Origin of the sequence: Halalkalibacter sp. APA_J-10(15) (assembly GCF_023017105.1) — a bacterium.
GTDB lineage: Bacteria > Bacillota > Bacilli > Bacillales > Bacillaceae_D > Halalkalibacter.
In genome coordinates this window covers 113,787-126,844 of the sequence record NZ_JALKEV010000004.1, presented here as the reverse complement: position 1 = coordinate 126,844, position 13,058 = coordinate 113,787, and the positions used below count along the sequence as shown (strand labels likewise).

Genomic DNA, 13,058 nt, shown 5'->3' with positions numbered 1-13,058 from the left:
AATTAAAAACTATTTAGCCTAATGAAATCAATATATCGCTCCAATTGGATTGTAGTGAAGAAAGAGGGCATTGAAAAAGTTTTTCTACCTTTTTCAATGCCCTTAAATATGTGATTGTAGCTTATAAGTCGGTTTGTTCACATGCTAATGTTGAATAAAGAGCTAGGTCATGAAACGTCCCTTCATACTTTTCAACCTGTCTTAAAAGCCCCTCATAAGTGAAGTTTAGTCGCTCCAATAGCTTAATTGAAGGCTGATTTTCAAGCTCGACTTTGGCTTCGATTCGATTTAATAATAATTCTTTAAAACCATAATGGATGATAGTTGATATGGCTTCATTTGCATATCCTTGTCCCCAATATTGCTTTCCTAATTCGTAGCCAATCTCTGCTCGTTCATTTGTAAAGTCAAAGTGGTTGAATCCGCATGAGCCAATAATATCTCCAGTCTTTTGGAGAATAATGGAATAGCGAATCGCTTGATTTTCATTAGCTAGTTGATTGAGGTGAGTAATCATCGTTGTGGCTTGCTCGACAGAATCAAAACCACTAATATTCATATACCTTGTTACGGTCGGGTCTGACCAAATGCTGAAAAGGTGTGGTGCATCAGATGTTTTCATCTTCCGTAATTGTAATCGTTCTGTTTCCAATGTTGTTTTCATTCATTTTCCCTCCATTATCTTTTTATTCTAGAAAAAGATATGGCTACCTGGCATCGTTCACCCCTTTCTGGAAGGATAAAAAAGCTTTTACTAATTCTGTACTTTATAGCATGCTCCAGCTCCTGTTAGTGCGGCTACGATATTTTTCGCAGCTAACATCGCCATAGCATCTCGCGTTTCGCTTGTAGCGGAACCGATATGAGGTAATGTAACGACATTTTTTAAGTTTAGTAACGGGTTAGTTGGATGGATTGGCTCTTGCTCATACACATCTAACCCTGCTGCTAAAATTTCTCCTGTTAATAGTGCTTCTGTCATCGCTTCCTCATCGACTGTTTGTCCTCTCGAAGCATTGATGAAAATCGATGTTGGCTTCATTAACGTAAATTCGTGTGCGCCAATAAATTGTTTCGTTTCATTTGTTAGTGGAACCATGAGTACGATGAAGTCTGACTCACTAAGTAATACTTCTAATTCTTGATAGTGAAGACCGAGCTGCTGTTCCACATCCTCTTTCCGATTTCGATTAAAATAAGAAACATCCATATCAAATCCAAATTTTGCTCGTTTCGCAATTTTCTCTCCAATTCTCCCCATACCAATAATTCCAAGCTTCTTATGGTGAACATCGACCCCAAATAGCTGTCTAGAGTCTCCTTTTTTCCAACAACCACTTTTCGTTAGAGCATCGAGTTCAGGAATTCGTCGTGCTGTAGCTAACATTAAGCTTAAAACAAGGTCAGCAACAGTATCATCGAGAACGTATGGAGTATGTGTTCCGATAATTTGATGCTTTCTCATCGCATCTAGATCAAAATGATCATAGCCAACCGAAATGGTACTAACTGCACGAAGGCTATGAGTTTTTTGAAGAAACTCCTCATTAATCAGTTCACCACTTGTCATAAATCCATCTACACCCTGAAGCTTCTCAAATAGTTGTTCCCTCTTTAGTTTGTGCGCCTCTTCCCACATCGTTAGTTTGACGTGATTTGCGAGATAGGTTTGAATCTCTTTAGAAAGTGGTTTGTCAGAAAATACAATTGGTTGACTCATCGTTTGCCCCTCCAAAGTAAAATCGTTTTCTACATAATTCTATTTTAAAGGGTGATGAAACAAAATGCGATGTTTTTATTAGAAACAGAGTCGATCTAACCTAGAAATTACAGGGCTAAATTAAAAGCAATTGACAGGTTGTTGGTAGATCATGCACACGATACACTTTCTTGAGAATACTTCGGGAGGTGTATTTGTAATACGTTATAAATGATCTGTTCGTTTGTTTAATGAGAGAGGCTTTGAAAAAATGACTAGGAGTTGACCATATAAAATGAAGAAACACATACAAGTAAATGCAGTGAATGGAAAAAAGAACGATAACGATGTTCAGGTAGCTAGTGCGATCGGGAAAGTTCCTCGAAATGGTAATCCGATTACGGCACATAAATTCGGTGCTGATCCTTATGCACTCGTCTTTGAGAATCGTGTGTATTTATATGCGACGAATGATGTACTAGAATACGATGATAATAATCAAGTTCTTGAAAATTCATATGGATCAATAAATAAATTGAGTGTCGTTTCATCTGATGATTTAGTGAATTGGACAGATCATGGAATCATCAATGCGGCAGGCCAAGAGGGTGCTGCCAAATGGGCCACCCAATCATGGGCTCCAGCAGCTGCACATAAAGTCATTAATGGTAAGGACAAATTCTTTCTTTATTTTGCTAATAATGCAAGCGGTATAGGTCTACTAACGAGTGACAGCCCGACAGGCCCGTGGGAGGACCCAATTGGGAAGGCTCTTATTTTAAGAAGTACTCCAGGTGTAGAAGATGTGACGTGGCTTTTCGATCCAGCGGTTCTCGTAGATGATGATGGGAAAGCCTACATATACTTTGGTGGTGGTGTGCCTGAAGGACAATATGAATGGCCAGATACAGCTCGAGTTATGGAGCTTGGAGAAGATATGACGAGTGTCGTAGGTAAGGCTGTTCCTATTTCTGCTCCTTTTATGTTTGAGGATGCAGGAATTAATAAAGTTGGCAATACGTATTACTTTACTTATTGCTCAAACTTTTATGATGGCGATCGCCCAACAGGAAGTCCACCAGCAGGTGAGATTGCCTATATGACAAGTCAAAGTCCAATGGGGCCATGGACATACGAAGGGACAATATTAAAAAATCCTGGTCACTTTTTTGGGACGAGTGGAAATAATCATCATGCCATTTTTAAATTCCGTGATCAGTGGTATATTGCTTATCATGCACAAACTCTCTCTAAAGCAATGGGATTTTCAAAGGGTTATCGTTCGACACATTTAAATCAAGTTTCGTTTCATGCAGATGGGTTAATTCAGGCCATTACAGCTGATATGGAGGGCGTTGAACCACTCAAATGCTTAGATCCATACACACGTGTTGAGGCAGAGACGATGGCATGGAGTGCCGGTATTCAGGTAGAACCTGTGTCTAATAGTGATTTAGCTGTTACGGCGTTGGAAAATGGAGCATGGACAGCAGTAGCTAACGTTGATTTCGGTGAAGGAGCTTCAACATTTACAGCAAGAATATGTAATGAATCGGATGTAGGAGGTCTTGAGCTAAGGTTAGATCATCCCAATGGGATCGTAATAGGTAACGTATCCTTACCACTTGTAGATAGCTCAGAACATTGGCAAACCGTAAGTATTGAGGTCCGAGGAGTAAAGGGAATTCATGATTTGTACATTATTTATACCGGTATTCAAGCTGATAAGTTATGTAAGATGGACTATTGGCAGTTTGAGCAATAATGGTTTAAGAGGCTGGGACATAACAAAAGTGTTTAGCTGAGAATCCGAACATGTAGAGCACGTAGCGAAGTATATTGCAGAAGCGGTGGATGTGCTCCATTCTAGACTTGTTCGGTTTCTCATTTTTTAAAATACTTTTGACCAGCCTCTTTGTTTTCTTCATCATGATAACGGTAGTCTGAAATCATTAGCTTGATATTTTTTATTACTGTGCTTTGCTTTGTAATTTTCTATATTCAGAGGCGCTGACTCCAGTGTAGAGCTTAAATTTTTTATAGAACCAGTCTAAGTCCGTATAGCCGACATTGTAAGAAATTTCATAGATTTTCATGTTTGTATGGTGAAGTAAGTATTTTGCTTTTTCCATTCGACGTTGAAGCAAGTATTCATTAAAGGTCATGTTTTCTTGACTTTTAAATTTTTGACCTAAGTAGGAGCAGTTGTAATGTAAAGTGTCTGAAATCTCCTTTAACGTAATATTCTCATTGATAGCTTCTTCCACAAAGTCTTTTACCCTTTCAATAATATTCGTTGTTCGCTTAGGTGAATCGAATACTCTTTTGGCAGTCTTCGCATTTCGATTACTAGAAAAAAGCTTCCTCTCAATGGCTTGTTTGACTGTAAGTAAACTAGCTGAAAGCTCATCTGGGTTCACTGGATTTGGCAAGTAATCATTAACTTGAAGGTTAAGTGCCTTTCGAACAAGCTGGAAGTCCTTATTTCCTCCGATTAATAAAATAGGAATAGAGCTTATCTCGCGAATTCGTTCACATACAAGTAAACCTTTATCCTTCATTTGAGTCATGTTGATGATAATAATTGAATAATGTCGTTCGTTAAATAAATTCAGGGCGCTTATCTCGGTCTCTGCGTAGTCTTGAAAGGTGAAGCCGTAATGATTCCAATCGAGCATTTTCATTATATTATTCCTTGTATTGTGTTCTGGATCAACAAGCAGCACCTTATACACAAGCTTCCCTCCTTCAGTAACATTTGATATGAATTCACAATGAATACGCTTTCATTATGAAGAATGTGATAGCGAAAAAAAATAGGCTTTTCTTTATATTGCACACAAATCTTTATAACTTAAATAAAAAAGATTAATCGACCAAAAAAATAAAAATACAAACTAGAATTAGACCGGTTTTTAACTAATTATTGGCAGGTTGTTACCTTTTTATGAAAGCGCTATATTTATCGGTGTATCAACAAATAAAACGATTGAGGGGGATTTAAATGAGATTTTTTAAAACAATGCTATACATGTTGGTTTTGGTCTTATTATTAATTGCTTGTAGTGACAACGCAGCAGATGGTGATGTTGAACGTGATGTGATCAACGATGCTGAAGATACTTCTGAAAATGGTGATATAGAGGAAACAGATGATGAAGCATCACAAGAGGATGAGGTGTATCGAACACCAGAAATGGATTTTGACTTGGGTGGCCAAACGATTAAGGTTGTATCTTGGTGGGATATGACAATTGATACAGATAACCCAGATAATATTCAGCGTCAGGAAAATCTAGAGGAATTAATGGATAAGCATAATTTTGAAATTGAATATATTGCGATTGATTATGAAGAATATCAAGAGCGTGTCACAGCTTCTCTCTTAGCTGGTGAACCAATTGGAGATATTGTTAGACTAGGCAAAACCTATACAATACCAGCACTCGTACAACAAGATTTACTATGGCCAATCGATGAGTATACGCAAAACTCTAATGCATTTAATCAACTTATGACTAACGAGCTTTACACATATGAAGGTCGGGGATATGGATTTACAGAAGATCAAACTAATTTAGTGCAAGGGATTTTCTATAATCGGACGTTAATGAATGAGCTTGGGATGAAGCCTCTTCAAGAATACGTAGATGAAGATAATTGGAATTGGGATACATTTATTGATGTTGCCAAAGAAGCTAATAAAGATACGAATAACGATGGAAGTGTCGATACGTGGGGACTTGCAAATGCTGGGCTACTTGTACATGCATTGTATTCAAACAATACGGGATTAACGGATGGAAATCAAGAGATTCTAGAAGACCCGGCTACACTTGAAGCACTCAATTTCACTTCTCAACTTGCAACGGAACAAGTGCCTAGACCGTCGGAAGGTGGAGATTGGACGGAGCCTGGGCAATTCTTTAGACAGGGTAATACTTTAATGTACGCGGGTGCCTTACATGAATTGTCTGGCATCCAAGCTGATATGGCTGATTATGATATAGGGTTTGTACCATTTCCAAAAGGACCTAGCGCAGATACGTATCACTCAGCTGAGGCATTATTACAAGCATTAACGATTCCAAAAGCAGTTGGAAATCCAGAACAGCTCCTTTATATCTGGGAGAAGATAAACGATATTGATTCAATATATGATTACCCAGGTCAAGCTTCATATGAGTCATTATTTGTTAACGAAGAAGATATTGAAAATGTTTTGATGGTTGCTCCTAATTTGATTGTGCTTGATCATCATACATTTCCGAATTTAGAGTATTACGAGTTTGAGGGTGAACTAAATGAAGGAACATCCGTATCGACTGTTGTTGAAACATATAAATCATCATTCCAAGCAGCAATTGATGAAGTATATGGTACGGAGTAACAAGGTTACATGCCTATTGGGGTATGAAAACCAAGTTCTTGTATGTCACTGACATTGAATGAAATGAAGATAATTTAATGTCAGTCTCTTGCAGTGGGAGGGGAGAGAGTTGTACATGATGAAGAAAAAATATGTCCGTGTCATATTCGTTCTTGTTTTATTTATATCACTCATTTCGGTTTATTCCTATTTGAATTCAAATGATGGGAAGTATATTCAAGTGATGGCTGATTTTGAAGCTATTGTTGACGAAACCGCTGAAGAGGGCTATGACCAATATTTACATCAGCATTTGAATGCCGACAGACCTAATGAAATCGTTCGTATCGAGGGCGAGGATTATGTGAAAACGAGCGGTGATGGCTTTGAAATCGTGGAACAGTATGAAGGATTAGATGGTCATGCAGTTCTTACGCCGGAGGAAGGAACCATAAGCTGGGATGTTCAAATTGAACATCCGGGCTTATACAATGTTAGAGTTCACTATTACCCGATGGAAGGAAAAAGCTCTTCAATTGAAAGGGAGTTCTCCATTAACGGAGAGATCCCTTTTGATGGTGCTGAAATTCTTTTATTTGATCGCCTTTGGGATAACCTTTTAGACGAAATTTTAAAGGATGACCAAGGAAATGAATTGCGTCCCCGTCAAGTTGAACGACCAGAATGGACGATGAAAACATTCATGGATAGTGAAGGTTACTATGATGAACCTTTTTTATTTTATTTTCCTAAAGGGAAGCAACAAATATCGTTAACGTCATTACGCGAACCAATGGCTATTGATTATATTGAACTTTATCAAGAACCAGTTGCTAAGCCTTATGATGAGGTAAAGAGACAATATGAAGAAGCAGGAATTGAACCAACAACAGGTCAATTTATTAAAGTTCAAGCAGAGGATGCGGTTAGAAAATCTTCACCTACGTTATATCCTTTAACAGATCGTTCAAGTCCATTGGTTGAGCCTTACCATGTTTCTAATCTTAGGATTAATACAATAGGTGGTTTCAACTGGAAACAGCCAGGTCAGTGGATTGAATGGGAAGTAGAAGTAGAAGAGGAAGGATTATACCATATAGGTTTGAAGCAGAAGCAAGATCTGCTTAGAGGTATTTATTCGACTAGAAGTCTTACGATTAATGGAGAAAGCCCCTTTGAAGAAGTGAATCGAATCCGTTTTCATTATTCATTAGATTGGCAAATGGAGGCGATTGGAGGCGAAGAGCCTTATTTATTTCATTTGACTGAAGGTACTCATCGAATACGAATGATGGTTTCACTTGGAGATGTTGCTCCTCTAATAAGGACAATTGAATCGAGTGTTCTTCAGCTTAACGAGATGTATAGGCAAATACTGATGATAACATCGAACACTCCTGATCCATTAAGAGATTATCAATTAGAAAGACGAATTCCTCACATGATAGACGTTTTTACAGAACAAGCTGAAGTGATAGAAAGCGTTGCTGCTTATCTTGAAGAATCTACTGGAGAAAAAAGTGATAAAGTCGCTGTTCTTCATTCAATGGTTAGACAATTAGAGGATATGGTAGAGAATCCTGATACGATTGCAAGAAGACTCGATACGTATAAATTAAATGTTGGAGGTTTGGGTACTTGGCTACAGACCGTTCGAGAACAACCACTTACTCTCGATTATTTGGTCGTGGCTTCACCTGACCAGGAGCTTCCAAGAGCACAGGCTACATTTTTTGAAAAAGCCCAACATGAAATAGGTGCCTTCTTTGCTTCGTATACCGAGGACTACGACAGTATAGGGAATATAGAAGAGTTGGATCGATCGATTACTGTTTGGATCACAACAGGACGTGATCAGGCGCAAATATTAAAGAGTTTAATTGATGATACATTTACTCCGGAATCGAATATCTCTGTACATTTAAGGCTAGTTCCACCTGAGATTTTATTACCGGCTACTCTCGCAAATGAAGGGCCGGATGTAGCTTTACAAATGGGTGAAGACGTTCCTGTCAATTACGCTATGAGAAGTGCTGCAGCGGATCTAAGTATTTACGAAGATTTTGATGAAGTTTCCGAGCGATTCCGTGAAAGTGCGATTTTACCTTACCGATATGAAGGAGGCGTATATGCTCTTCCAGAGACGCAGATGTTTCCGATGTTGTTCTATCGAAAAGACATTCTTGAAGAGTTGGAATTGGAGCCACCTGAAACGTGGGAAGAAGTTTATCATATGATTTCTGTTTTACAACGTCATAATTTGGAGTTCTTTTTACCAATTGAAGATCCAATGGCACAAGAAAATCAAACATTAGTACCTAATGCTGCATTTTCAATGTTGCTTTATCAAAATGATGGTGAATTTTACCAGGGGGATTTAACAGCAAGTGCACTTGATTCAGAAATTTCCATTGACACATTTAACAAGTGGACACAATTTTATACAAATTATAAGTTTCCATTAATGGCTGATTTCCCTAATAGATTCAGAGTTGGTGAAATGCCAATTGGAGTGGCTGATTACAATACGTACAATATGCTATCAGTATTAGCTCCAGAAATTAGAGGGATGTGGGACTTTACGATCGTGCCAGGTACAGAAATGGAAGATGGCTCAATTCGTCATGATGTGTCTAGTTATACCACCGCAGCAGTTATGCTCGATAATGCAGAAGACAAAGATGCGTCATGGGAATTTTTGAAATGGTGGACAAATAAAGAAACACAAATACATTTTGGTAGAGAGATGGAAAGTTTGTTAGGTGAGGCTGCGCGTTACCCGACAGCGAATATTGAAGCACTGGAAGAACTTCCATGGCCAGTTGAAGATTATAACAATTTAGATAGTCAGTGGGAGTGGGTTCGTGGAATACCACAAGTTCCGGGTGGCTATTTTACAGGAAGACATCTAGACAATGCGTTTAGACGTGTTGTAAATGCAAATGAAAATCCACGGGAAGCTCTAGCCGATTATATTAGATATATTAACGAAGAAATTGATATTAAGAGAAGAGAATTTAATTTACCTCAATGAGGATAGGAGGTGGAAGCAGGTGGAAGTAAAACCAGTCCAACAACCAGTAAAAAACCCCATCTATTCGACTAAGGAAACGAGAATGATGAAAATAAAAAAGGAGCTTAAGAGAGGGAAGCATTATTATATTTTAATGGCTCCTTATATGATTATTTTCTTTATGTTTACAATTATTCCAGTCGTGATTTCATTTGGGCTAAGCTTCTTTTCATTTAACATGTTAGAGTTGCCTAAATTTATCGGTTGGGATAATTACTCTAGATTATTCCTAAATGATGATATTTTTATGATTGCTTTAAGAAATACGTTTATTTTTGCAGCAATAACGGGGCCAATCAGTTATATTGCTTGCTTTATATTCGCATGGATTATCAATGAGCTTTCACCGAAAGTACGTGCGTTTATGACATTAGTATTTTATGCACCCTCTATTTCTGGAAATGTGTTTTTCATTTGGCTCATTATTTTTTCTGGAGATACGTACGGGTATTTAAATGGTTTCCTTATGCAGGCAGGCTTTATTTTAGAGCCTATTCAATGGCTAAAAGACGAACAATATATATTGGCAGTTGTCATTATCGTTCAGCTATGGTTGAGCTTAGGAACAAGTTTTTTGGCATTTATTGCAGGACTTCAAACGATTGATCGTTCGATTATTGAAGCTGGTGCGGTAGATGGTATTAAAAACAGATGGCAAGAGCTGTGGTTTATTACATTACCATCAATGAAACCGCAGTTATTATTTGGTGCTGTCCTACAAATAACGATGGCCTTTGCTGTTGCAGATATTTCCATTGCTCTTGCAGGGTTTCCAAGTGTTAATTATGCGGCACATACGGTTGTGACCCATCTAATGGATTTCGGCACGATTCGATTTGAAATGGGCTATGCTTCTGCGATTGCAACTGTATTGTTTGCGATTATGGTAGGAACGAATATGATTGTCCAAAAAATACTAAGAAAGGTAGGTGATTGATGTTGAGAATAAAGGGGAGAAAAATATCGATTTTCAGAAAAAAACTTAATCGTTCATTTACTGTCACATTCTTATTATTTGCATTCCTTGGTCTGTTCGGAGCATTTATGGCATTACCGCTAGTTTATGCGATCAATAATGCTTTTAAACCATTGGATGAACTATTTATTTTTCCACCACGTTTTTTCGTCAGAAATCCTACCTTGGATAATTTCTTTGATCTTATTGCTGTAATGGGGGATTCTTGGGTACCATTGTCGCGGTATTTTGCTAATACGATCATTATTACATTGATAGGAACAGCAGGGCACATTATCTTAGCATCGGCAGCAGCTTATCCGCTGGCTAAGTATCGATTCCCGGGTTCAAAGCTTATATTCTCAGTTGTTGTATTGTCATTGATGTTCTCACCTCATGTAACCGCGATTCCAAACTACATGGTGATGTCTTGGTTAGGATGGATAAATACACATGCGTCTCTCATCATTCCGTCAATGGCCTTTCCATTAGGATTATTCTTGATGAAGCAGTTTATGGAGCAGCTTCCAGATCCAATGCTTGAAGCGGCTAAAATTGATGGAGCTAGTGAGTATCGAATTTTTTGGACAATTGTTATGCCTAATGTGAAACCTGCATGGTTAACATTATTAATCTTATTATTTCCTATGTTGTGGGGTTCTAATGGAGGGAACTTTATTTATAGTGAGGACTTAAAGACATTAAATTATGCATTAGAACAAATTACACTTGGAGGAATTGCTCGGGCTGGGGTTGGAGCAGCAGTTGCATTATTTCTTATGAGTGTACCTATTATCATGTTCCTTATCTCCCAGAGTAGTGTCATTCAAACCATGTCCAATTCTGGGATGAAAGATTAGAAGGGAGCGGTGATTTGATAGTGAAAACGATTAAGAGAGTGAACATCTATCTTCTTATGATCATGATTCTATTGGTGGCTATAGGTACTGAAGTGAGCACAGTACAAGCTGCCAATCAGCCAGCTTCCTATAATTACTCATTTTGGGGGGAGTCCGTACATGCACCTGCAGCTTACCATCCGACGAGGCTAGTCGATGGAGAAGGATTAGGAATTGGTATGTTAAATAGTCCGACTGATTTCCATGTCTCAGAAGATAACTTGATTTATATATTGGATACAGGAAATAATCGTATTGTCGTCTTGAATGAACAATTTCAATTAGTAGAAACCATTCAATCTTTTGATAAGGAGGGAGAATTAGAAACATTCTCTAATCCGCGAGGTTTGTTTGTGACAAATGAGAATGACATTTTTATTGCTGATACAGATAATCAGCGTGTTGTTCATTTGGATGAAGACTTAAATTTGGTCAAAATCATCGATGACCCACAATCTGAGCTGATTAATGAGAGTTTTGCCTTTCATCCCTTGAATGTTGTTGTGGATAATGCTAATCGGGTCTATGTCATGGCAGACGGTGTATTCGACGGATTCATGGAATTTAATGTCGATGGTTATTTCACAACGTTTATTGGAGCAAATCGTGTACAAGTTGATCCCATTGAATATTTGTGGAAACGATTTGCAACACGAGAGCAACGAAGCCAAATGCTTATGTTCGTCCCTACTGAATTTACAAGCATGGATATTAATGAGGATGGTTTTATTTATGCGACAAATGGTGATGGCTCTGATGATGCTATTAAGAAACTGAATTCTAGAGGTGATGACGTTTTAAGAAGGGAAGGATATTTTAATCCGATTGGAGATGTTCGCTACACTACAGCTGTCGGCCCTTCTCGCTTGATTGATATTGATGTAACAGATAGTGAGATTTATTCAGTGCTCGATGCTCGAAGAGGTCGAATATTTACGTACAATGGAGATGGTCATTTAATGTACGTATTTGGTGGAATTGGTAATCGCTTGGGTGAATTTCATACGCCAGTAGCTATTGAACGGTTGGGTGATGATTTCCTTGTTTTAGATAGGGAGCTAGGGGAAATAACTGTTTTCGAATTAACGGAATATGGTCGAACTCTTAATGAAGCTGTGAGAAGTTATGAAAGAGGAGATGAGGAGTCAGCATTTGAACTTTATCAGGAAGCTGTTCATATGAATGCAAATCTCGAATTTGCATATGCGGGAATTGGTAAAGCGCTATTACGAAAAGAAGAATTTAATGATGCTATGCATAATTTTGAACAAAGCTTAGATCAATCCAATTATTCGAAAGCATTCTTGTTGTATAGAAATGAAATTCTTAGAGACTATTTCTCTATTATTATGACAGGGATGATGGTATTAGCTGTTAGCTCAATGTTTTTGAGGGTTTATTTTAAAAAGATTAGAAGAAAGAGGGCTGCTTCGATATGAACAAAGAATTAATTAAACACCCATTTTATCTTATCGTTCATCCCTTTAATGGTTTTTGGGAACTGAAATATGAGTATAGTCAACGTATTAATTTAATCATCTCGTTTGTTATCTTGTTTTTATTAATTTTAACGAATGTGTTAAGTAGCCAATATAGCGGGTTTGTCGTGAATTTGTATAACCCAGAAGAGATGAATAGTCTAATGGAGATTGTATATGTGATTGTTCCAGTGGTATTTTGGTGTGTGGCGAATTGGTCGCTGACCACTTTAACGGACGGAGAAGGTGAATTTGTTGAGATTTTTATCTCAACTTGCTTTGCATTAGTACCTTTAGTTGTTATTAATTTTCCTTGGATTTGGTTGAGCAACTTAATATCGATGCAAGAGGTTACATTCTACTATTTCTCTCAAAGTTTCGCATTCCTCTGGTTTTTGTTTCTTTTATTTGTAGGAAACATGACAGTGCATCAATTTACACCATCAAAATCAATAGGAACCATCTTGTTGACGATAGTAGCGATGGGGTTTATGGCTTTTCTCTGCTTATTATTCTTCAGTCTAATCCAACAGGTGGTCGCTTTTGTTCATGTCATCTATCAAGAGATTATCTTTAGGTACTAGA

General features: G+C 37.8%; 10 protein-coding genes. 7 read left to right on the top strand and 3 right to left on the bottom strand.

What is annotated here, in order from left to right; all coding sequences use genetic code 11:
• Positions 1-121: 121 nt before the first annotated feature.
• A complete protein-coding gene (locus MW695_RS06405; protein WP_247104293.1) occupies positions 122-664 on the bottom strand; it encodes a GNAT family N-acetyltransferase in 543 nt (180 codons plus the stop codon).
• Positions 665-754: 90 nt separating this feature from the next.
• Positions 755-1,720, bottom strand: coding sequence for a 2-hydroxyacid dehydrogenase (locus MW695_RS06400; RefSeq protein WP_247104291.1), 966 nt, complete (start codon positions 1,718-1,720; stop codon positions 755-757).
• Positions 1,721-1,994: 274 nt separating this feature from the next.
• Between MW695_RS06400 and MW695_RS06395 the strand changes: the two genes are divergently transcribed.
• Complete coding sequence (locus MW695_RS06395) at positions 1,995-3,464, top strand: glycoside hydrolase family 43 protein (RefSeq protein ID WP_247104289.1); 1,470 nt, start codon at positions 1,995-1,997, stop codon at positions 3,462-3,464.
• A 205-nt stretch (positions 3,465-3,669) separates the two neighbouring features.
• On the opposite strand, the gene MW695_RS06390 is transcribed toward MW695_RS06395, so the two are convergent.
• Complete coding sequence (locus tag MW695_RS06390; protein ID WP_247104287.1) at positions 3,670-4,434, bottom strand: response regulator transcription factor; 765 nt, start codon at positions 4,432-4,434, stop codon at positions 3,670-3,672.
• Positions 4,435-4,703: 269 nt separating this feature from the next.
• Here MW695_RS06390 and MW695_RS06385 point away from each other — a divergent pair, with 269 nt between their 5' ends.
• The 6 genes from MW695_RS06385 (at position 4,704) to MW695_RS06360 (ending at position 13,057) form a co-directional block, all read left to right on the top strand.
• Entirely contained in the window at positions 4,704-6,089 is a 1,386-nt protein-coding gene (locus MW695_RS06385) for an ABC transporter substrate-binding protein (protein ID WP_247104286.1), read from the top strand.
• Between the two features lie 115 nt (positions 6,090-6,204).
• Entirely contained in the window at positions 6,205-9,102 is a 2,898-nt protein-coding gene (locus MW695_RS06380; RefSeq protein WP_483299846.1) for an extracellular solute-binding protein, read from the top strand.
• A gap of 82 nt (positions 9,103-9,184) precedes the next feature.
• Positions 9,185-10,078, top strand: a complete 894-nt coding sequence (locus MW695_RS06375) for a carbohydrate ABC transporter permease (protein ID WP_247104507.1) — start codon at positions 9,185-9,187, stop codon at positions 10,076-10,078.
• The gene (locus MW695_RS06370) at positions 10,078-10,956 is read left to right on the top strand and encodes a carbohydrate ABC transporter permease (protein ID WP_247104285.1); all 879 of its coding nucleotides are present in this window, start codon (positions 10,078-10,080) and stop codon (positions 10,954-10,956) included. The genes MW695_RS06375 and MW695_RS06370 overlap by 1 nt, the downstream gene beginning before the upstream one ends.
• Positions 10,957-10,973: 17 nt before the next feature.
• Positions 10,974-12,434, top strand: a complete 1,461-nt coding sequence (locus tag MW695_RS06365) for a hypothetical protein (RefSeq protein WP_483299850.1) — start codon at positions 10,974-10,976, stop codon at positions 12,432-12,434.
• Positions 12,431-13,057: a YIP1 family protein gene (locus MW695_RS06360; RefSeq protein WP_247104283.1), complete on the top strand. Its 627-nt coding sequence runs from the start codon at positions 12,431-12,433 to the stop codon at positions 13,055-13,057. The genes MW695_RS06365 and MW695_RS06360 overlap by 4 nt, the downstream gene beginning before the upstream one ends.
• Position 13,058: the final 1 nt, after the last annotated feature.

Bases quoted from the DNA above. Each gene is read 5' to 3' on its own strand.
- MW695_RS06370 (WP_247104285.1), top strand. From the start codon at position 10,078: ATGTTGAGAATAAAGGGGAGAAAAATATCGATTTTCAGAAAAAAACTT.
- MW695_RS06400 (WP_247104291.1), bottom strand. From the start codon at position 1,720: ATGAGTCAACCAATTGTATTTTCTGACAAACCACTTTCTAAAGAGATT.
- MW695_RS06380 (WP_483299846.1), top strand. From the start codon at position 6,205: ATGATGAAGAAAAAATATGTCCGTGTCATATTCGTTCTTGTTTTATTT.
- MW695_RS06395 (WP_247104289.1), top strand. From the start codon at position 1,995: ATGAAGAAACACATACAAGTAAATGCAGTGAATGGAAAAAAGAACGAT.
- MW695_RS06360 (WP_247104283.1), top strand. From the start codon at position 12,431: ATGAACAAAGAATTAATTAAACACCCATTTTATCTTATCGTTCATCCC.
- MW695_RS06405 (WP_247104293.1), bottom strand. From the start codon at position 664: ATGAAAACAACATTGGAAACAGAACGATTACAATTACGGAAGATGAAA.
- MW695_RS06375 (WP_247104507.1), top strand. From the start codon at position 9,185: ATGATGAAAATAAAAAAGGAGCTTAAGAGAGGGAAGCATTATTATATT.
- MW695_RS06385 (WP_247104286.1), top strand. From the start codon at position 4,704: ATGAGATTTTTTAAAACAATGCTATACATGTTGGTTTTGGTCTTATTA.